At 69.0% G+C, this 20593-nt stretch carries 16 protein-coding genes; 9 read left to right on the forward strand and 7 right to left on the reverse strand.

All coding sequences use genetic code 11. From position 1 onward, the window contains the following. Both AC5P9N_RS09370 and AC5P9N_RS09375 read left to right on the forward strand, forming a co-directional pair. Window positions 1-2040 (forward strand): FUSC family protein, encoded by a 2040-nt coding sequence (locus tag AC5P9N_RS09370; protein ID WP_099484831.1) that lies wholly within the window; start codon window positions 1-3, stop codon window positions 2038-2040. 94 nt (window positions 2041-2134) lie between these two features. Then, on the forward strand, window positions 2135-2533 hold the full coding sequence (locus AC5P9N_RS09375) for a hypothetical protein (protein WP_099484832.1): 399 nt from the start codon (window positions 2135-2137) through the stop codon (window positions 2531-2533). A 333-nt stretch (window positions 2534-2866) separates the two neighbouring features. On the opposite strand, the gene recD is transcribed toward AC5P9N_RS09375, so the two are convergent. The 3 genes from recD to recC are packed head-to-tail and all read right to left on the reverse strand — an operon-like array spanning window position 2867 to window position 11768. Next, window positions 2867-4747: an exodeoxyribonuclease V subunit alpha gene (gene recD / locus AC5P9N_RS09380; RefSeq protein ID WP_099484833.1), complete on the reverse strand. Its 1881-nt coding sequence runs from the start codon at window positions 4745-4747 to the stop codon at window positions 2867-2869. After that, window positions 4744-8424, reverse strand: coding sequence for an exodeoxyribonuclease V subunit beta (recB, locus tag AC5P9N_RS09385; protein ID WP_148239691.1), 3681 nt, complete (start codon window positions 8422-8424; stop codon window positions 4744-4746). The genes recD and recB overlap by 4 nt, the downstream gene beginning before the upstream one ends. Next, the gene (recC, locus tag AC5P9N_RS09390; RefSeq protein ID WP_099484835.1) at window positions 8421-11768 is read right to left on the reverse strand and encodes an exodeoxyribonuclease V subunit gamma; all 3348 of its coding nucleotides are present in this window, start codon (window positions 11766-11768) and stop codon (window positions 8421-8423) included. Before recC ends, recB begins: the two co-directional genes overlap by 4 nt. 189 nt (window positions 11769-11957) lie before the next feature. Between recC and AC5P9N_RS09395 the strand changes: the two genes are divergently transcribed. The 6 genes from AC5P9N_RS09395 to AC5P9N_RS09420 are packed head-to-tail and all read left to right on the forward strand — an operon-like array spanning window position 11958 to window position 16057. After that, window positions 11958-12746 (forward strand): ABC transporter ATP-binding protein, encoded by a 789-nt coding sequence (locus tag AC5P9N_RS09395; protein ID WP_005411704.1) that lies wholly within the window; start codon window positions 11958-11960, stop codon window positions 12744-12746. Further along, a complete protein-coding gene (locus AC5P9N_RS09400; protein ID WP_005414955.1) occupies window positions 12746-13495 on the forward strand; it encodes an MlaE family lipid ABC transporter permease subunit in 750 nt (249 codons plus the stop codon). The genes AC5P9N_RS09395 and AC5P9N_RS09400 overlap by 1 nt, the downstream gene beginning before the upstream one ends. A gap of 59 nt (window positions 13496-13554) precedes the next feature. After that, the gene (gene mlaD / locus AC5P9N_RS09405) at window positions 13555-14079 is read left to right on the forward strand and encodes an outer membrane lipid asymmetry maintenance protein MlaD (RefSeq protein WP_099484836.1); all 525 of its coding nucleotides are present in this window, start codon (window positions 13555-13557) and stop codon (window positions 14077-14079) included. After that, window positions 14076-14738, forward strand: coding sequence for an MlaC/ttg2D family ABC transporter substrate-binding protein (locus AC5P9N_RS09410; RefSeq protein ID WP_049417748.1), 663 nt, complete (start codon window positions 14076-14078; stop codon window positions 14736-14738). Before mlaD ends, AC5P9N_RS09410 begins: the two co-directional genes overlap by 4 nt. Next, a complete protein-coding gene (locus AC5P9N_RS09415) occupies window positions 14728-15039 on the forward strand; it encodes an STAS domain-containing protein (protein ID WP_005414956.1) in 312 nt (103 codons plus the stop codon). Before AC5P9N_RS09410 ends, AC5P9N_RS09415 begins: the two co-directional genes overlap by 11 nt. Before the next feature lies 1 nt (window position 15040). Beyond that, a complete protein-coding gene (locus tag AC5P9N_RS09420) occupies window positions 15041-16057 on the forward strand; it encodes an MlaA family lipoprotein (RefSeq protein ID WP_005414957.1) in 1017 nt (338 codons plus the stop codon). A 106-nt stretch (window positions 16058-16163) separates the two neighbouring features. Here AC5P9N_RS09420 and AC5P9N_RS09425 read toward each other — a convergent pair whose 3' ends face one another. From AC5P9N_RS09425 to AC5P9N_RS09435, 3 genes are all read right to left on the reverse strand, one after another. Continuing rightward, window positions 16164-16709 carry a glutathione peroxidase gene (locus AC5P9N_RS09425; RefSeq protein ID WP_049450034.1) on the reverse strand — a complete coding sequence of 182 codons (546 nt, stop codon included), beginning with the start codon at window positions 16707-16709 and terminating at the stop codon, window positions 16164-16166. A gap of 126 nt (window positions 16710-16835) precedes the next feature. Next, window positions 16836-17234, reverse strand: coding sequence for a hypothetical protein (locus tag AC5P9N_RS09430; protein WP_099484837.1), 399 nt, complete (start codon window positions 17232-17234; stop codon window positions 16836-16838). A gap of 71 nt (window positions 17235-17305) precedes the next feature. Then, entirely contained in the window at window positions 17306-18865 is a 1560-nt protein-coding gene (locus tag AC5P9N_RS09435) for a DNA recombination protein RmuC (RefSeq protein WP_005411712.1), read from the reverse strand. 45 nt (window positions 18866-18910) lie between these two features. Between AC5P9N_RS09435 and AC5P9N_RS09440 the strand changes: the two genes are divergently transcribed. Further along, the gene (locus AC5P9N_RS09440; RefSeq protein ID WP_005411713.1) at window positions 18911-19516 is read left to right on the forward strand and encodes a glutathione S-transferase family protein; all 606 of its coding nucleotides are present in this window, start codon (window positions 18911-18913) and stop codon (window positions 19514-19516) included. 67 nt (window positions 19517-19583) lie between these two features. On the opposite strand, the gene AC5P9N_RS09445 is transcribed toward AC5P9N_RS09440, so the two are convergent. After that, window positions 19584-20591, reverse strand: coding sequence for a zinc-binding alcohol dehydrogenase family protein (locus tag AC5P9N_RS09445; RefSeq protein WP_005411714.1), 1008 nt, complete (start codon window positions 20589-20591; stop codon window positions 19584-19586). Window positions 20592-20593: the final 2 nt, after the last annotated feature.

Genomic DNA, 20593 nt, shown 5'->3' on the forward strand with positions numbered 1-20593 from the left:
ATGAACGCGCTGACCGATCGCCAGGCCTGGCTGTTCTCGATCAAGACCTACCTGGCCGCGGTGGCCGCGCTGTACATCGCCATGGCCGGCAACCTGTCGCGCCCGTACTGGGCGATGGGCACGGTGTACATCGTCAGCCAGCCGCTGCTGGGCCCAACCCGCGCCAAGGGCGTGTACCGCATCGTTGGCACCCTGGTGGCCGGCCTGGCCACCCTGCTGGTGCTGCCGGCGCTGGTGGAAACGCCGCTGGTGCTGAGCGCGGCGATGTCGATCTGGCTGGCCGGCTGCCTGTTCATGGCCCTGCTCAACCGCGGCCCGCGCGGTTACGCGTTCCTGCTGGCCGGCTACACCACCGCCTTCATCGGCTTCCCGGCCGTGACCTCGCCGGAGACCATCTTCGACACCGTGGTGGCGCGCAGCGAGGAGATCATCCTCGGCACCGTGGTGGCAGTGCTGTTTGCTTCGCTGCTGTTCCCGGCCTCGGTACGCCCGATGCTGCGCGCCCGCATCGGCAACTGGATGGAGGACGCGGCGCAGTGGTGCCGGCAGATCCTCGAACGCGGCCGCGCGCACGCGCCGCGCAACCGGCTCGCCGCCGACCTGGTGCAGTTCGAGGCGCTGATCGAGTTCCTGCGCCGCGACGACCCGCGCCATGCCGGTTCGGCCGTGTCGATGGAGCGGCTGCGCGAGCGCATGCTGCTGCTGTTGCCGGTGCTGTCCTCGATTGCCGATCGCTTGAGCGCACTGCGCAGCGATGGCCAGGCCCTGCCGGAAGGCCTGCCGGCGCTGGTCGACGACATCCATGACTGGCTGGACGGGCCCACCAACGCCAGCGAGTACGCGCGCCTGCGCGCGCGCATCAGTGCGTTGAAGCCGCAGGTGGACCGCGACCTGCAGCACCTGCAGCTGGCCAGCCTGCTGCTGCGCCTGGAGGAACTGGTGGACCTGTGGCAGGACTGCCGCACCCTGCAGCACGCGATCGACCAGGGCACCGCGCCGCTGGACCGTGCGCACTACCGCATCCGCACCGAACGCGTGGCCGCCGACAAGCACGTCGACTACGGCATGGCGCTGTTCTCCGCGCTCAGTGCCGGCGCGGCGCTGATGAGCTACTGCGTGCTGTGGATCGCGCTGGGGTGGGAAGGCGGCGGCAACGGCGCGATGATGGCCGCGGTGACCGCCGCATTTTTCGCCGCGCAGGACGATCCGGCACCGAGCATGGTGTCGTTCCTGGTGTGGGCGATGGTCGCCTCGGTGGTGGCCGGCGTGTACCTGTTCGGCGTGTTCCCGGCCGTGCACGACTTCGGCCTGCTGGCGCTGGTGCTGGCGGTGGCGTTCCTGCCGCTGGGGCTGATGCTGCACCACCCCAAGAGCGCGCTGTTCGCGCTGCCGCTGACGGTGAACCTGGCCGCGCTGCTGAGCCTGCAGAACACCTACAGCGCCAACATCCAGACCTTCCTCAACTCGTCCATCGCGATGTTCATCGGCATTGGCTTTGCGGTGGTGATGACCCGCCTGTTCCGTTCGGTGGGCGCCGAGTGGACCGCGCGCCGGCTGGTGCGGCAGGGCTGGACCACGCTGGCCGAAGCCGCCGAAGGGCGTGGCCAGCAGGACCGCCAGCGCTTCGCCGCGCGCATGCTTGACCTGCTCGGCCTGCTCGCGCCGCGCCTGGCGGCGACGCCGGAAGGCAGCGACATCGCCTCGGTGGACATGCTCAATGAAGCACGCATCGGCCTGAACATCCTGCAGCTGCGCCGCGCCCGGCTGGAACTGCCCGAGCGCAGTCGCGAGGCGGTCGAGCACATTCTGGAAGAGGTCGCCGTGCACTACCGACGGCAGATCGCCGCGCGCAAGCCGATTGTGGCGGCCGACGCGTTGCGCGAGCGGCTGGATACTTCGCTGGCCCGGGTCGGTAGCGTGGCCGCCTGCAAGGCCCGCGATGAAGCCCTGATGGGCCTGATCGGCCTGCGCTTCGCGCTGTTCCCGGAGGCGAAGGCGCTGGCGCCGGGGTGGGCGATGAGTGCAGCCGGACAGCCGTAGCGCGATACCCTGTGTAGCCACAGACCTCGTTGCCGGGGTCGGATCCTTCGCCCCGGGCGAAGGCTCTGACCCCTGCTCTGCACAGGAAGCTCCAATGAGTTACGACATGATGGTGTTCGAGACCAGCGCCGCCCCACGTGAGGCGGCGGCCTTCATCGCCTGGTTCGAGAAGCAGACGCAGTGGAACGAGCGCCACGAGTACGACGACCCGGTGGTCAGCAGCCCGTCGCTGCAGGCGTGGTTCGCGGAGATGGCGCAGGACTTCCCGCCGATGAACGGCCCATTGAGCAACGACGATGACGACCGTGCTGAGGTGACCGAGTACAGCATCGGCCGCGAGGTGATCTACGGCGCGTTTGCCTATTCGGTGGCCGAGCGCGCGCACGGCCGCGTGCAGGACCTGGCCGAGAAGCACGGCGTGGGTTTCTTCGATGTGAGTGCCGATGAAGCGGCGATCGTGTTCCCGGATGGGCTGGTGTTGATCGCGGAATGACGGGGGCGGCAGGGCTGCGCCCTGCACCTGCCGAATCGACGGCAACGGCAACGTCCAAATGCGTGCTATCCGTGGGTTGGCGGGGTGGGTCCGGTTGCGGGGGACGCTGCAAGTACATCCTTGTAAGCTCGGTCGCCGCATCCATGCGGCTCACGCCCCCGCAACCGGACCCACCCCGCCTTCGACAGTTTTCCGGTGGCCGGTAGATCCACGCCATGCGTGGATGAGCGTGGAAATGATCGAAGTACGCTTCTGTAGAGTCGAGCCACGCTCGACTCCGTAGCCCATCAGCCGAGCATCGCTCGGCTCTACAGGAAGCGCATCGCGCCCGCGTCAAAACAACGTGCCCTGCACCGTAGGCTGTTCACTGCGCGTCGGTAATTCGATCACGTCTTCCGCACCCAGCCGCCAGGCCAGGCCACCCAATCGGCTGGCGTGGCGTTTCAATGCGGCCTGCAGCACCTCTGCGCTGCCCGCCACATGCAGCACTTGGCGGGCGCGGGTCAGGCCGGTGTAGACCAGCTCGCGCGACAGCACGCGGCTGTCCTGGCGTGGCAGCTGCAACCACACTTCATCGAACTCCGAGCCCTGTGCCTTGTGCACGGTCATCGCAAAGGCGCTTTCGTGCGCGGGCAGTGCGGCCGGGTGGAAGGCGCGCGGCTGGTCGACGCTGTCGCCGGGGAACCAGGCCACCATCGCGCCACTGCCATCGCGCAGGCAGATGCCGATATCGCCGTTGAACAGGCGGTGCCGGTAGCTGTTCTCGGTCACCAGCAGCAGGCGACCCTGGAAGTAGCCAGGGGTGTTGCCGGCCAGCAGCTGTTCGATGCGGCTGTTGAGCCCGCGCGCACCCTGCGGGCCTTCGCGCAGCGCGGTCAGCACGCGCAGGCGCCCGGCCTGCTGCAGGGCAAGCGCTGGATCGGCCGCGTCGGCCAGTGCACGCCAGTGGCCCAGCAGGTGCTCGCGCTGGCCGCGCAATGGATCGGCCTCGCCTTCGTGGAAATGCACGCCTGCCAGCGACCCACCGCGCAGCAGCTGCAATGCGGTGCTGCTGTCGCCTTCGCGCACGGCATGCGCCAGTGGTGCCAGGTCCAGCGCGTCGCTTTGCCGGTAACCACGTTGCAGCTGCACGCGGCGGCCGGCGAAGGCGCGCGGCGTGGCCTGCGGCTGCAACGTGGCCGGTGCCAACAGACCCTGCAGTGCCTGCGCATCATCGGCGCGGGTGCCGATGCCATCACCGCTGGCGCGCAGGATCGCGCTGAGCACATCACCGGCTTCGACCGAGGGCAACTGATCGGGGTCGCCAAGCAGGATCAGGCGGGTGCCGCTGGCGATCGCGTCGACCAGCTTGGCCATCATCGGCAGATCGATCATCGAGGCTTCGTCGACCACCACCACGTCCACCGGCAGCGGGTTGTCGGCGTGGTGGCGGAAGCGCGGCGAATCCGGGATCACGCCGAGCAGGCGATGCAGGGTGGTGCCGGTACTGGGCAATGCCGCGCACAGCGCCGGGTCCACGCCGTTCTCCTGCAGGCGCTGCACGGCCAGACGCAGGCTCTCGGCCATGCGCTCGGCGGCGCGTCCGGTAGGCGCGGCCAGCGCCACTTCGGGCAGCGGCTGGCCGGCGTGCCGGGCCTGCGCCGCCAGCAGCAGCAACAGGCGCGCGATGGTGGTGGTCTTGCCGGTGCCGGGGCCGCCAGTCACCAGCGCCAGCGGATGGCGCAGGGTCACGCCGGCGGCGCGGGCCTGGTGATCTTCGCTGTCCAAAGCCTGTGGGAACAGGCACGCGAACAGCGGTGCCAACGCCGCCATGTCCGGTGCCGGCAGCGGATGCCGGCCGATGCGCTGCAGCCCGGCGGCCAACTGCCGTTCGTACTCGCGGTAGCGGCGCAGGTAGAGCAGGCCGTTCTCCAGCACCAGCGGCGCATCCTCGGCGATGGCGTCGGCCTGCTCGGGTATAGCCACCCAAGGCGATGCGCGCAGTTGTGCCAGCCAGTCCTGCGCGGCGGGCCACTCGGGCACCCCTTCCAGCAGGCGCTGCGGCTGCGCCGGATCGAAGCCGGCGTGGCCCTGCGCCACCGCCAGCGAGGCCAGCGCCGCCGCCAGCGCCACGCTCTCTGGCGTGTCGCCGCGCAGCCGCATCAGGCTGGTCGCCAACGCGTGGTCGAGGGTGCGCAGCAGGCCCTTCTGGTGTAGTTCCTTCAGCAGGCTCATGCGCTGGCCCCACGGGCACGTGCGGCCAGTTCGGCCTGGGCCTGTTCGCCACCGGCGAACAACGCATCCAGTGCATCCACCAGCGCCAGCGGGAAACGGTCCACATGCACACCGTTGCCGGTGCCATCGAGGCCACGGCAGAACAGGTAGCGGATGCCGCCCATGTCACGCTCGTAGTCGTAGGCCGCGCCCAGGCGGAAGCGCAGCCAGCGATGCAGGGCCACGGTATAGATCAGCGCCTGCAGGTCGTACTCGCTGTGGCGCATGGCGATGGCCAGCAGGTCCTGGCTGTAGCCGGGCAGACGATTGGATTTGTAGTCGAGCACGTACCAGCGCCCGTCGCGCACGTAGGTCAGGTCGATCATGCCGGTCATCAGCCCTTCCAGGCGGCGGCGCTGGCCGAAGCCTCGACGACCACTGGAAACACCGTGGGCATGCAGCACCTGCAGCAGCGCCGGCACCGTGGTCGGCTCGATGGCGAAATGGAAGTCGATTTCCGCGCGCCGCTCGCCTTCGCCCAGGCTGTAAAGGGCGCCGCCTTCGGGCAGCGGCACGGTGAGCGTGTGGCCGACCAGCGGCACCAGCACGGCCACGCCATCGTCCAGGTCGACGTCGGCATAGCCTTCGTCGTGCAGCGCCTTGCGCAGTACATCGGCCTGCCCCTCGGGCGCTTCCCGGCCCGGCTGCCAATCACCCCAGGCAACGAAGTCGACGTTCTCCATCGCCTCGTGCAGCACATTGCCGAAGCGGCTGCCCATGAAGCGCGGGTCGATCGGCGCGCTGTCTTCGACGGCCGCGGCGGGTTCGGGCAGCGCCGGTTCCAGCGGCAGCTCCGGGCCGGCCGGTTCGTCGGCGGCCGGTGCCGGCAGCTCGGTGGCGGCGGCTTCAATATCACTGCCAGCGCCCGCATCGGCATGCGCCAGCTGGGTGAAGCTGTAGACCCACCAGTCATGCGGCACGCGCCGGGTCAGTGCACGTACCGCCGGCAGGTCACCTTCCACTTCGGCCGCCAGCTGCGGCAGCGCGGCCGGTGCCTCGCTGTCATCAATATGCACATCGGCATGCGCGCGCAGCGCCTGCAGGTCACCCAGCAGTGGCGCCAGACGCGTCCTGCCGAGCCCGGCCAGATCACCCACGGCGATCCACAGCGCATGCTCGGCGCGGGTCAGTCCCACATAGAGCAGGCGCGCATCCTCGGCCCGCTGCTCGCGCTCACGCTGCGCGTTGGCCGCTTCCCAGGCCTCGTCCTTGTCCAGCTTCCAGTGCAGCTGGCGCTGGCCGCCAAAGTGCACGGTGCAGTGCGAGGCGGTGTTCGGCGCGCCGCCGTCGATGCCGACGAAGGGCAGGAACACCAGCGGATACTCCAGGCCCTTGCTCTTGTGCAGGGTGATGATCTGCACGCGGCGCGCATCCGACTCCAGGCGCAGGAGCTGCTGCTCGTCATCCTGGTCGGCACTGGCCATCTGCCCCTGCAGCCAGTCCAGCAGGCCATGCATGCCCAGCGCCTGCGCCGAGGCCTCCTGCAGCAGTTCACCCAGCTGCAGGTAATTGGTCAGGCGGCGCTCGCCATCGATCAGCGCCAGCAGGCGTTCACCCTGTGCGGCACAGACATCGGCAATCACTGCGAACGGTCCGCCGCGCTGCCAGCGCTCGCGCCAATGCAGCAGCTGTGCCTGGAACCCGCGTTGCAGGTCACCTTCGCGTTCCATTGCCGCGATCGCGCTGGCCCGCTGGCCAAGCAGCACGGTGGCCAGCGCTGCACGCAGGCGGCCTTCGTCGGCCGGTTGCAGCAGTGCCAGCAGCAGCGCACGAAGGTCGCGGGCTTCAGCAGTGGCGAACAGGCTCTGCTTGCCGGCCGCCACCGCGGGAATGCCGACCGCGGCCAGCGCACGCTGTACCAGGGTGGCCTCGCGATGCGAGCGCACCAGCACCGCGATATCACCGGGCTGCACCGGTCGCCCACGCAACACGGCATTGCCCGCGCGCGCATCGACCAGGATCTGGTGAATCGCGGCGACGCAGGCCTGGGTCGCCGCATCGCGCGAGGCATCGGCGCTCATCGCCTTGTCACCGCCACTGCGCAGCACGCGCAGGGTGAGTGCCTTGGCGGCCTGGCCGTCGCGCAGGTAGTCCGCATCGCTGCGCACGCCACCGGGCCGCACCGGCTCGAACCGGATGTCGCGTTCGAGGAAGGCGTCTTCGCCACCGTTGTCGTACAGCGCCTGCAACGCGCGCAACACAGACGGTCGCGAGCGGAAGTTCTGGTCCAGCACCGGCGCCTGCTGCGCCACCTGCTTGGCCTTCAGGTAGGTGTGGATGTCGCCACCGCGGAAACCGTAGATCGCCTGCTTGGGGTCGCCGATCAGGAACAGCGCCGGCGCCAGGCCGAGTTCGCGCACTTCCGGCGAATCGCCGAACACGGTGTGGAAGATGCCCCACTGGCGATCGTCGGTGTCCTGGAACTCATCGACCAGCGCGATGCGGTACTGCGCACGCAGTTGCCTGACCAGCGTCAGCCGCTGCGGGCCTTCCAGTGCGAGCGCTACGCCATCAATCAGATCGTCGTAGGTCTGTACCCGGCGCGTACGCTTCAGCGCCTGCAGGCGCTGCGTGGCTTCGGCGCGAAGCGTGTGCAGGAAATCCAGCGCGGTGCCACGCAGCCAGGCATCGCGTTCGGCCAGCAGCGCGACATAGCGCGCCAACGGCGCCTGCAATGGCGACGACGGCGTGCGATAAGGGAATTTCTTGTTGGTCTTGTCGGCCAGCACCTCCGGCAGCAGTGCCGGCAGGCGATCGCTGGCCAGCAGCTCGCGCGGGTCGGCGCGCTCGGCCCAGGCCAGCAGCTGCCGGCCCAGCGGGTGCAGCCAGCCCAGCTTGTACGACACGCCGTTGAGCCACTTGTTGTCGACGGCATCGCAGAGGTCGATGAAGAACTGCTCGCCATGCTCGCGCACGCTTGCGGACAGGGCTTCCGCCGCGCTCTGCAATGCCGGGCGTGGATCGGCCAGGGCCGTCGGCCGTGGCAGCGGATGCAGCGGCGGCGTGCCCAGCAGCGCGCGCAGATCGGCGGCCAGCGCGCCGGGGCTCGACCACAGCCAGGTCAGCGGCTCCAGCGTGACCGGGTCGTTGGCATGCACGCGCCACAGGTCGGCCGCGAGCTCCTCCAGCAACTCACGGTCGCTGGCCAGCAGCTCCGGCGGATCGAAGGTGTGGCCGCTCTCCAGCGCATGCTCGCGCAGCACCCGGGTGCAGAAGCCATGAATGGTGAAGATGGACGCCAGGTCGATCTCGTCTGCGGCCACCTGCAGGCGGCGTTTCAGTGCGGCGGCGCTCTCGGTGCCGCCCTGCAGATGGCGCTGCAGCACGTCGCGCGTCAATCGTACCTCCGGTGCTTCACCGTCGGCCGCTTCCAGGTCGACCAGGCGCGCGGCCAGCGCCAGGCGCTCGCGGATGCGCTTGCGCAGTTCCTGGGTGGCGGCATCGGTGAAGGTCACCGCCAGGATCTGGCCGATGCGCAGGCCCTGCTCCACCACCAGGCGGGTGAACAACGTGGCCAGGGTGAAGGTCTTGCCGGTGCCGGCGCTGGCTTCGATCAGCCGGATGCCCTCCAGCGACAGCGCCAGATAGGGATCGCGGCTGAGGGATGCGAGGCCGTCTTCGGCGATGGCGGTGTTCATGCGTCGCCCTCCTGGCGTGCTTCGGTGCCGAGAGCGCGGCCTTCGCGCACCGCGCTGAAGACCAGCTGGCTGTTGCGCAGCAGGTCAGCGTAGCTGGCCTCGGTAGCGAACGGGTCGGCACCCCGCAGCAGCAGCTGCCAGGCGTCGCTGCTGGATTCACCCCAGCTGCGGTCGCTGCCGTGCCACTGCTTCCAGCCTTCGCTGCGCTGCTTTTCTGCTGGCGCGTTGTACAGCACCCAACCGGTGTACGGGGCAAAGCGCAGCGGCTCGCGCAGGCCACGCTGGCGCAGCTGCAGCAGCGCACGCAGCGCCGCACGTGCAGCGGGAACGCTCAGTGCCGGCAGTACATGCGGGCCGGGACCGGCGTCGCCGCCATCATGGAACTGCACAAGCGGCAGCGCGTCGCCCGCCGCGTTCGCCAGCAGCCAGTCCAGGCCGTGGCGGATCACTGCATTGCCATTGAGCGTGCCGGCACGCAAGCGCACCAGCCCTTCGGGATGCCGATCGGCCACGCGGCCATGCAGGCGCACGCCATCGATGTCCACTTCGTAGCGACGGCTTTCCAGTGGTTCGCCCTGCATCCAGCCCAGCAGCGCACTGGCATACGGGCGTGTCTTCAACTGCTCCACCTCGAACTGACGCTCGCCCAATGGACCCGACGGCAGCAGGCCACGCGCGCGCAGCCGCGGGTACAACGGCTCGGTATCGCCGCTGAGCGTGGCGCGCACTACCGCCGCCTGCACGCTGCGCTTTTCCGGCCCGCGCGAGGACAGCACCAGCGGTTCCAGGTCATCCACCTCCTCGACCTCGTCGGCCAGGCGCAGGCCCAGCGACTGAGCGAGGAACTGTCCGGCCGGGTCGCACAGGAAGCGGCGCAGGGTATCGAGCGCGACCTCCTCCTCCACCGCGTCGTCGAGCGGCGGCGGCAACGGTGCATCGAACCACGGCTGCAGGCCGCCGCGCTGGCCGGTGAGGCGACCGGCGGCTGGGTGCCACTGGCGGCGATAGCTGAAGCGACGCGGATCGCCATCACCGAACGCCGCCGGTGAGAACGGCTGCAGGGCGTGGCGCACGGTGAAGTCGCGGACCGCCGCAGGCGGATCGAGGTGATACGCGGCGGCGGCATCGATCAGTTCGCTGACCAGCACCGACGGCTCGCGCACGCTGCCATCGCGCGGATCGGCGCCGAGATAGCTGAGATAGAACACCTCCTGCGCGGCGGCGAACAGCTGCAGGAACAGGAAGCGGTCATCCTCGCGGGTGGAGCGGTCGCCCGGACGGCGGCGCGGCGTATCCAGCTCGGCAGTGAGTTGGTTGAGACCGGCAGCGGGGTCACGGCGCGGGAAATCGCCATCATTGAGGCCGAGCACGCAGATCACCCGGAACGGCAGCAGGCGCATCGGCACCATGCGGCCGAAACTGATGCCACCGGTCAGCAGCGGTGCGCGCGTATCGGCCTCGCCCAGCGCGCCGGCGAAGTGCGCGCGCACCACCTCCGGCGGCACGCCTTCCTCGAAGCCGGCCTTGGCGGCATCTTCGGCGAACTGGTTGAGCAGCTTGCGCAGGCGCTCCAGCGCGCGCTGGCTGTTGGGGGAACTGGGCGCGGTGGGCAGCAGTGCATCCAGCAGCGACAGCAGGCGTTGCCGCCACTGCGCCGGGGTCAGCAGCTCGCCCAGTCGGCGCTGGTAGATCGCCAGCACGCGCAGCAGGCGCAGCAGCCGGTCCAGCGCGTCCAGCGCACCGCCTTCCAGTTCGATCCACGGCGCCACGCCGGCCAGGTCGGCCTCGCTGCCGGTGGCGTGGCCGAGTACCAGGCGATCCAGCGCGAACTGCCAGGTGTAGGCGTCGTCGGCCGGTGCCTGGTGCTGGTTGCGGTGTTTCGCATCGAGGCCCCAGCGTGCACCGGCCTGTTGCAGCCAGCCATGCAGGCGGTCGAAGTCCACCGCTTCCAGCCCGGCCGCCTCGGCCAGCGGCGCGCTGGCCAGCAGGTCCAGCACTTCGTTCAAGCCAAAGCGCGAGACCGGCAGGCCCAGCAGGTGCACGAACACATCGGCCAACGGCTCGCCGGCCAGCGGACTGCTGTCGGCCAGCGCATACGGAATGTGTTCCTCCTCGCCGCCGCGACCGCCGAACACCGCTTCCAGGTACGGCACATAGGGATCGATGTCCGGCGCCAGCACCGCGATCTCGCGCGCCTGCAGCGGCGGGTCGAAGCGCGGGTCCTGCAGCAGGCTGCGCAGCTGGTCATGCAGCACCTGCAGTTCGCGCAGGCGGGTGTGGCAGGCGTGTACCTGCAGGCTGGGGTCGTCGCTGCGCAGCCCGTCGCGCAGCGCGCCCGAGGGCAGCGCACGGCGGTGGAACAGGTCACGCTGCAGGCGATGCAGCAGGCTGTCGGACAGGCCGCCTTCGTCCAGGATCGGGCGGGTGTCCTCCTCCGGATCGGAATAGGCAGCGATCTCGCCGGCCGGATGCACCACCTCGTAACTACCCAGCACCGCCATGAAGTCGCGCCCGGCCGCACCCCAGGCTTCCAGCAGGCGGTTCTCGCCGGCCGCTTCGCCGAAGGGGTCCGGTGCGCCGCTGCGCAGGCGCTCGGCCAGCGTCTGCAGGTCGCCCCAGTACGACTGCACCGGGGTAGGCATATAGAAATGCAGCTCGCCCACCCGCGCCTGGGTGGCCATCACCCGCAGCACGTCGGGCGAGATGTTGAGCGTTGCGAACGCAGACATGCGCGGTGGCAAGCCCTTCGGCAGCGGTTGGCCGGCACCTTCGAAACGGTCCAGGTATTCCTGGATGCGGCGGGCGCGGTAGTCGTGGCCCTGGGTGATGGTGCGCCACAGGATCGCCTGCGGGTCGGCAGGATCGGCACCGGCTGCCCAGCGCAGCAGCCAGTCACGGCGCCACGCCTGGTACTTCTCGAATACCGAGGCCAGCTCGCCGGCCAGCGCCCAGGGTTTCAATGCGTCACCGCCGGCAAGATAGGACTGCAGCGCACGCATCGGTGGCTGCGCCAGCAATGTCGGGTCGCGCAGGGCCTGGTACAGCTTCCAGTGCAGGCCGGCCGCGTCCAGATCGTCCTGCTCGCCGCTGACGTTGGCCTTCAGCGCGCGGGCCACGAACTCGCCCGGGGTGAGGAATTCGAGGTTGGCGGCGACACCGAATTCGGCGGCCAGTGTCGCTTGCAGCCAGCGGCGCATCGCCACCTGCGGGATCAACACCACTTCCGGCGCCAGCAATGGCTGGCCTGGCACCGGCGCACGCACGTTGCGCGCCAGCAGCGCGGCCAGCACGTCCAGCGAGTTGGAATGGTAGAGGCGGAAATCGCTGCCTGGGTCACTCATCATGCACAGTGTGCAGGACGGCAGGCAGTATTCAATGGTCGGCCCATCGACGGTACGGATTGTTCCGGGCTGCCGGCCGATTGTCCCGGCCTGCGCCACGCTCTGCCGTGCAACAATACTGCACCGTCCAGTCTGCTTATGTTCAGCCGGCTGGCCCGATCCTTCGATGTCTAAAAAACGTTAATGGTGCCCATGTCGGCTTCCACCTCCAGTCTGGTGCAGTTGTCCAACGTCCGCATCGACCGGAGCGGACGCACGATCCTGCGTGACGTGTCGCTGCAGGTGCCGCAGGGCAGCATCACCGCCGTGCTCGGACCCTCCGGCAGCGGCAAGTCGACCCTGCTGGCGGCGCTGACCGGCGAACTGCGACCGGTGGCCGGCGACGTCACCCTGTTCGGCAAGCCGATCCCGCATGACAGCAGCGCGCTGCTGGAGATGCGCAAGAGCGTGGGCGTGCTGCTGCAGGGCAATGGTCTGCTGACCGACCTCACCGTGGCCGAGAACGTCGCCCTGCCGCTGCGTACGCATACCCGCCTGCCGGCCGCCGTGCTGCGCCGGCTGGTGGAGATGAAGCTGCATGCGGTGGGCCTGCTGGCCGCCGCCGACGCCTGGCCGCGCGAACTGTCCGGCGGCATGGCGCGCCGCGTGGCGCTGGCCCGTGCGCTGGCGCTGGACCCACCACTGATGATCTACGACGAGCCGCTGACCGGGCTGGACCCGATCGCCTCCGGGGTGATCATGAGCCTGATCCAGCGCCTCAACCACAGCCTGGGCCTGACCAGCATCATCGTCAGCCACCACGTGCACGAGACCCTGCCGATCTGCGACCAGGTGATCGCCATCGCCAATGGCGGCGTCGTGTTCCAAGGGACGCCCGAGGCACTGCAGTCCAGCCAGGATCCGCTGCTGCGGCAGTTCCTGCATGGCCAGCCGGATGGCCCGATTCCGTTCGATGCCGCGCCACGCGCGAGGGTTGCCTGATGCCGTTCGTCCAAGCCACCCGCTCGCTGGGCCGCGCCGGGCTGTTCTCGCTGACCGTGCTGCGCGGTTCCCTGCCGACCCGTGATTTCCTGGCCGAACTGACCCGCGAGATCTACAAGATCGGCGCGCGCTCGCTGCCGATCATCGCCGTCGGTGGCGCCTTCGTCGGCCTGGTGCTGACCCTGCAGGGCTACCGCACGCTGACCACCTTCGGCGCGGCCGACGCGTTGTCGACCCTGCTTGGCCTGTCGCTGTACCGCGAACTGGCGCCGGTGCTGACCGCGCTGCTGTTCATCGGCCGCGCCGGCAGTTCGATCGCCGCCGAGCTGGGCCTGATGCGCGCCACCGACCAGATCAAGGCGCTGGAGCTGATGGCGATCGACCCGGTGGCCAAGGCCGTGGCGCCACGCTTCTGGGCGGCGGTGCTGACCGTGCCGCTGCTGACCGGCATCTTCTGCTCGCTGGCGATCAGTGCCAGCTACTTCGAGGCCGTGCACGTGCTGGGCCTGGACAATGGCGTGTTCTGGTCGGCGCTGCGCAACAGCGTCGATTTCTGGGATGACTTCGGCGTGGCGATGCTGAAGTCGGCGATCTTCGGCGGCACCGCCGCGCTGGTCGCCGCCTATGTTGGTTTCCATGCCGAGCCGACCATTGAAGGCACGTCGGTGGCGACCACCCGTGCAGTGGTCAACGCTTCGCTGCTGGTGCTGATGTTCAACTTCGTTCTGTCGGCAATGTTGTTCACCTAACCCCTCCACCGGCGGTGCGCAGGCGCGCGCGGCCACCACGACTCGATCAGGTAATCCACATGGCCATCCGCGGTCCCAGACTCGAATTCTCCGTCGGCGCTTTCCTGCTGCTGGCCCTGGCCTCGCTGATGGTGCTGGCGGTGGCCTCGACCAACCAGCGCTGGAGCTGGGGCAGCCAGGGCTACGAGCTGAAGGCGCGCTTCTCCCAGGTCGGCCAGCTGCGCAAGCAGGCGCCGGTGAAGATCGGCGGCGTCACCGTCGGCCAGGTCGCCTCCATCGACCTGGACCCGGTGAAGTTCGAATCGATCGTGACCCTGCGCATGGACAGCAAGGTCAAGGACCTGCCGGCGGACACCGCGGCCGGCATCTTCACCAGTGGTTTGCTCGGCGAGAGCTATATCGGACTGCAGCCGGGCGGTGATCCGGACGTGCTGAAGGCCGGCGACGAAATTGTCTTCACCCAGCCGGCGGTTGACCTGATCCAGCTGGTCGGCAAGTACATGTTCAGTGGCGGCGCCGGTGGCGGCGCTGCTCAGAAGCCCAACGATGGCGCGCAGGCGCCTGCAACGGAACCGCAACCATGAAGATGAAACTGATCCCGGCCCTGCTCGCCTCGGCGCTGCTGGTGGCTACTCCGTTCCTCGCCCAGGCCCAGGCCGCCGCCCCCGCCGCTGCCGCGGCGCAGGGCCAGGCCGGCAAGGTGGTGATCGATGCCAGCACGCGCATCCTCACCACCCTGCAGCAGCGCAGGAGCGAATTCGGCAGCAACCCGGCCAGCCTGCGCAACTACATCGACAGCGAACTGAACCGCACCTTCGACCGCGACTATGCCGCGCGCCTGGTGCTGGGCCCGCACGCCCGTGGTGCCTCGGATGCCGACATCAAGCTGTTCGCCGATGCCATGGCCGACAGCCTCATGCAGCGCTACGGTTCGACCCTGCTCAACATCCAGGGCAAGCCGAGCTTCCGCCTGAAGGGTGAAAGCCCGCTGCCGGGCAACCGCGGCGTGCGCGTGAGCACCGAGCTGGTGCGTGCCGGCAGCGAGCCGACCCCGGTCGAGTACTGGATGCGCAACGTGAACGGCCAGTGGAAGATCTTCGACGTCAACATCGAAGGCATCTCCTACGTGCAGACGTTCCGCAACCAGTTCGACACCCCGCTGCGCCAGAAGGGCATCAAGCAGGTGGCCAGCGAGCTGCACAGCGGCAGCATGCAGGCCGGGCCCGCGGGCAATGGCAAGTAACGCACTGGCGCTGCTGGAAGGCGACACCCTGCGCCTGCGCGGGGTGCTCGACCGCGCTGCGGTGATCGCGCTATGGCCGCAGCTGCAGGCCCTGCCGGCAAAGCTGGCACGGCTGGATCTGGCTGAGGTCGAACGCGTGGACAGCGCCGGCCTGGCCCTGCTGGCCGAGCTGGCGGCACGTGCGCGCAAGGCCGGCCATCCGCTGGTGATCACCGGCGCGCCGGCTGGCTACAACGAACTGAGCGCGGCCTACCGGCTGTCGCCCAACCTGGATTTCAACGCTACTTCTGCTGCGAGCTGACATGAACGTCGTGCGCACTCTCCCCCTGATCGTCCTGGCCACCGCCCTCACCGCCTGTGCCGGCAAGCCCGCGCGCAGCGATGCACCGGCAGCCAGCACCGTGGTCCCGGCCAGTTCTTCCACCTCGCCCGCCGTCGCGGCCACCGATGCCGGCACGGCTGACGCTGCTCCGGTCGCGCCGGTGGCCAATCCGCCGGCTGCTGCCGCATCGTCGCCGGCTGCTCCCACCGACAGCGGCGACGGCAGCGCGGCGAAGACCTCAGCCGCCACCGCGCCCGGTGGCGATGACGACTTCGATGCCCTCTATGGCGGTGCCGGCAACACCACCAACGCAGCGGCCTACGATCCGTGGGAACCGTTCAACCGCAAGGTGCACAAGTTCAACAACGCGGTCGACCGCGGCGTCGCGCGTCCGCTGGCCACCGCCTATACCCACGTGGTGCCGCGCTTCGCCCGCACCGGCGTCAGCAACTTCTTCAGCAACCTGCGCGCGCCGGTGACCATCACCAACCAGCTGCTGCAGGGCCGCGGTGCCGATGCATGGGACAGCCTCGGCCGCTTCCTGATGAACAGCACGCTGGGCATCGGTGGCCTGTTCGATCCGGCCAGCAAGGCGATGGTGCCGCGCCGCAATGAGGACTTCGGCCAGACCCTGGGTGCCTGGGGCTGGCGTCGTTCGCGCTACGTGGAACTGCCGTTCTTCGGCCCGCGTACCGTGCGCGACGTGTTCGGCCTGGCCGGCGACATTCCGCTGTCGCCGATCCGCCGTATCGAAGAGGACAAGGTCCGCATCGGCCTGCAGGGCCTGCAGCTGGTCGATACCCGCGCGCAGCTGCTGGCGATCGACGACCTGCGTGACACTGCCGTGGACGAGTACTCGCTGGTGCGCGATGCATGGATGCAGCGTCGCAACTACCAGATCGAGAACGATCTGCGCAGCAAGCGCGAGCGTGGCCACGACGACGCCAATTCGCCGATCCCGGTCGATGCGATGCCGATGCCGCAGTGGACGCACTGAGTCCTGTCAGCGACGCATGAAAAACCCCGCCTCGGCGGGGTTTTTCTTTGGCGCCGTGGGTGGGGTCGGAGCCCTTTCCCGTGGAAAGGGATCCGACCCCGGCCGATCAGGCAGCCAGCGCGGCTTCGATGGCTTCGCGCAGGCGCGCGTCGTCAGCCGCCACGTCCGGGGCGAAGCGGGCGATGACCTTGCCGTCGCGGCCGACCAGGAACTTCTCGAAGTTCCACAGCACCGCCGGCGCGGCGTGGATCGGAATCTCCTTGCTGGCCAGGCGCTCGCGCAGCGGGCCTTCGCCGATCGACTGCGGCTGCGCAGCGATCAGCTGCTGGTACAGCGGGTGGGTGTCGTCACCGGCCACGCTGATCTTGGAGAACATCGGGAAACTGACATCGTAGGTGAGCTGGCAGAACTGCTGGATCTCCGCTTCGCTGCCCGGCTCCTGGCCGAGGAAGTTGTTGGCCGGGAAGCCCAGCACTTCCAGGCCCTGTGCGTGCTTTTCCGCATACAGCGCCTGCAGGCCTTCGTACTGCGGGGTCAAGCCGCACTTGGAGGCGACGTTGACCAGCAGCAGTACCTTGCCCTGGTAGTCGGCAAGCGAGGACGGCTGGCCGTCGATGGTGGTGAGGGAAATGTCCTGGATCGAAGTGCTCACGCGGGGGCTCCGGCAACAGCGGGGAATGGCCCACCAGCATAGCGCCGCGCGATGTCGGTCGTGCCGGCCGCTGGCCGGCAATCGTGCGATCGTTCGCAAGGGTTCATGAGGCTGCCGGCACTACGATCAGTCCACGCAGATCATGCCCTGCGCCTTGCCCTCATCAATGCGCTGGCGGCAGCCGAAGTTCTGGCGGGCATCGCGCTGGCAGGTGCCGGTGGCGGGGCTGCCAACCGCCACTTCGCCGCCGGCAAGGCACTGGCCCGTGCAGTCGCTCTTGCGGCTGCAGGCCTTGCCGGCATCGGCGTAGGGAATCACGCACTGTTCGCGCTGCAGCCGGCCCAGCCGCTGCAGGGTACCGCCAGCGGCCTGGCAGTCCACATCGCGCGCTTCGCGGTAGGCCTCGGCCGCTTCGGGGCTGGTGGCTGCGGTAGGTGCCGCCGCCGGATTGGCAGCCGGCGGTGCGCTGCTGCAGGCGACAAGCAGCGCGGTCAGGATGAGACTGGTGCAGAGGCGCAGGCGCATGGCGTTACCTGATCCAGTAGGACAGGCCGCCAGCATACGCATCGACCATGCAGGCGGCGTGTCGACGTAGCTCAGGCTTCGTCACCGTCGTCGCCTTCGTTGCCTTCGTCCTCGGCCGTGGCATCAGCATCGGCCAGGCCGCCCAGCAGGGATTGCGCCTGCTCTGACGCCAGCGACTCCACGCCGCGCAGGCGCCGTTCGATGGTGCGCGTCTTGCGGCTGGCTTCGCCGATGCTGCGGCCGACCGTGGTGATCTGCTTCTCGGCCTTTTCGAGAATGCCGGCGAACTTGCCGAACTCGCTCTTCACCGCACCCAGCAGGCTCCACACCTCGCTGGAACGCTGCTCGATGGCCAGCGTGCGGAAGCCCATCTGCAGGCTGTTGAGCAGCGCGGTGACCGTGGTCGGTCCAGCCACCACCACGCGGTGCTCGCGCTGCAACAGGTCGACCAGGCCCGGGCGCCGGATCACTTCGGCATACAGGCCTTCGGTGGGCAGGAACATCACCGCGAAGTCGGTGGTGTGCGGCGGCGCGATGTACTTGTCGCAGATCGACTTGGCCTGCACGCGCACCGCGCGTTCAAGCTGGATGCCCTGCAGGCGCACGCCCTCGGCGTCACCCTGTTCCTGCGCGTCGAGCAGGCGCTCGTAGTCCTCGCGCGGGAACTTGGAGTCGATCGGCAGCCACACCGGCGTGTCGTCACTGCTGCGGCCCGGCAGGCGCACCGCGATATCGACCATCTCGCCACTGTCCGGGCGTACCTTCACTGCCCGCGCGTACTGTTCCTGGGTGAGCGTCTGTTCGAGGATGTTCTCCAGCTGTACTTCGCCCCAGCTGCCACGGTTCTTGACGTTGGTCAGCACACGCTTGAGATCGCCAACGCCGGTGGCCAGCTGCTGCATCTCGCCAAGACCGCGCTGCACCTGTTCCAGGCGCTCGGAAACCAGCTTGAAGGAGTTGCCCAGGCGTGTTTCCAGCGTCGACTGCAGCTTTTCGTCCACGGTGTGGCGCATCTGCTCCAGCTTCTGCGCATTGTCGTTCTGCAGCGCGCGCAGCTGCTCTTCCAGCGTGGCGCGCATCTCGGCGATGCGCTGTTCGTTGCGCTGGGTCAGTTCCTGCAGGCGCAGGCCAAGGCTTTCGGTCAGGCGCTGCTGCGACTGCGCACCTTCCTCACGACCCTTGCGCGCATCGTCCACCAGGGTCTGGCGCAGCGCGCCCAGCTGGGTATCGGTCCGCCCGGTGAGTTCCTGCAGCTGCTGGCCGAAGGCGTGGATGCGCGCTTCCTGCTGCTGCCCGAAGGTTTCCAGCTGGCCGCGCAGTTCCTGCAGGCGCTGCCCCATGAGTGCGGCGCCACGCTGCTGGCTCTCCGCCGCCTCGGCACGCGCCTTGCGGGCGTCCTCGCCCAGCGCCTCGCGCAGCAGGTCCAGGCGCTGGTCGGTGCGGGTGGACAGATCGGTCAGCGCGCGGGCAAAGCCATCGAGCTGTTCGCGCAGCTCGCTGCGCCCGGCGCGCGCCTCCTCACGCACCGCCTGTTCGAGGCGGTCGTGCGGCGGGCGGCGCAGCAGGGCGACAAGCTGCAGGATGAGCACGGCCAATAGAAGGCCGCCAATGAGCAGATATTCGGTTTGCATGGGGCAAGTGTAGGCTGGCGGAGTCTCAGCTGCTGCGCCAGAACCATGCTCGCTCTGTACGGAAAGCCCACCTCCATCAACGTGCGCAAGGTGCTGTGGCTGTGCGTCGGGCTCGACCTGCCACTTCACCACGAGCCAGCGCCGCCGGCGGACCTGCTGGCCACACTGAACCCGAACCGGCAGGTGCCGGTGCTGCGCGATGGCGACTTCGTGCTGTGGGAGTCCAACAGCATCTGCCGCTACCTGGCCGCCCGCGCCGGCCGTGACGACCTGCTGCCCGCAGCAGCGCAGGCCCGGGCCCGGGTGGAGCAGTGGATGGACTGGCAGGCCAGCGACCTCAACAGCGCCTGGCGCCATGTGTTCATGGCGCGCGTGCGCCAGCATCCGGACTACCCGGACGATGCCCATGCCGAGGCCAGCCTGGCGCAGTGGAACCGGCTGATGGGTGTGCTTGAAGCCCAGCTGGCCGCCACCGATGCCTACGTGGCGGGCGACACCTTTACCCTCGCCGATATCGTGCTGGGGCTGTCGACCCAGCGCTGGCGCAGCACACCCGGCCACAAGCCCGCACTGCCACACCTCGCGGCGTGGTTCGAACGCCTGCGCCAGCAGCCCGGTTTCGCCGAACACGTCGACAACGGCGTGGCTTGAGGCAGGGGTCAGATCCCTTTCCCAATGGGAAAGGGATCTGACCCCGAGGACGCGGGAACAACCTGCCTTACCAGCCTTCCAGCACGATCTTGCCCTTGGCGCGGTGGCTCTCCAGCAGCGCATGCGCGCGCCGCAGGTTGGCCGCGTCGATGCGCCCGAAATGCTCGCCCAGCGTGGTCTGCAGCACGCCGGCATCGATCAGCTCGGCCACCCGGTTCAGCAGGTCGTGCTGGCGCTGCATGTCCGCGGTCTTGTACAGCGGGCGGGTGAACATCGATTCCCAGTGCAGTGACAGTGCCTTGCGCTTGAGCGCCATCACGTCCACCTGGCCCGGATCGTCGATCAGGCCGAACTGGCCCTGCGGCGCCAGCAGCTCCACGATCTGCGCGTAGTGCTGGTCGGAGTGGGTCAGGCTGGCCACGTGCTGCACCTCGCTGATGCCCAGCCGTGCCAGTCCCTCGGCCAGCGGCAGGCTGTGGTCGATCACGTGGTGTGCGCCCATTGCGTACGCCCAGTCCTGGGTATCCGGACGCGAGGCGGTGCCGATCACGGTCAGCCTGGTCAGCTTCCGCGCCAGCTGCACCAGGATCGAACCGACACCGCCAGCAGCACCGATCACCAGCAGGGTCTGGCCTTCGCCACCGCCCTCGGGGATGCGCAGGCGGTCGAACAGCAGCTCCCAGGCGGTGATTGCAGTCAGTGGCAGCGCGGCGGCGGCGGCATCATCGAGGCTGGCCGGCTTGCGGCCGACGCTGCGCTCGTCCACCAGCTGGTACTCGGCATTGCTGCCCGGGCGGTCGATCACGCCGGCGTAGTAGACCGCGTCGCCAGGCTGGAACAGGGTGACTTCGCTGCCCACCGCGTCGACGATGCCGACCGCATCCCAGCCCAGCACGCGCGGGCCGTCGGTGGCCACGCCGCGGCGGACCTTGGTGTCGACCGGGTTCACCGCCACCGCGCGCACCGCCACCCGCAGGTCGCGTGGGCCGGGCTGCGGCAGTTCCAGTTCGATATCGATCAGGGCCCGGGTGTCGTCGATCGGCAGGCCGGCGTGGGTGTAGGCAATGGCGCGCATGG

Source organism: Stenotrophomonas sp. YJH_SMC_6, assembly GCF_059371335.1.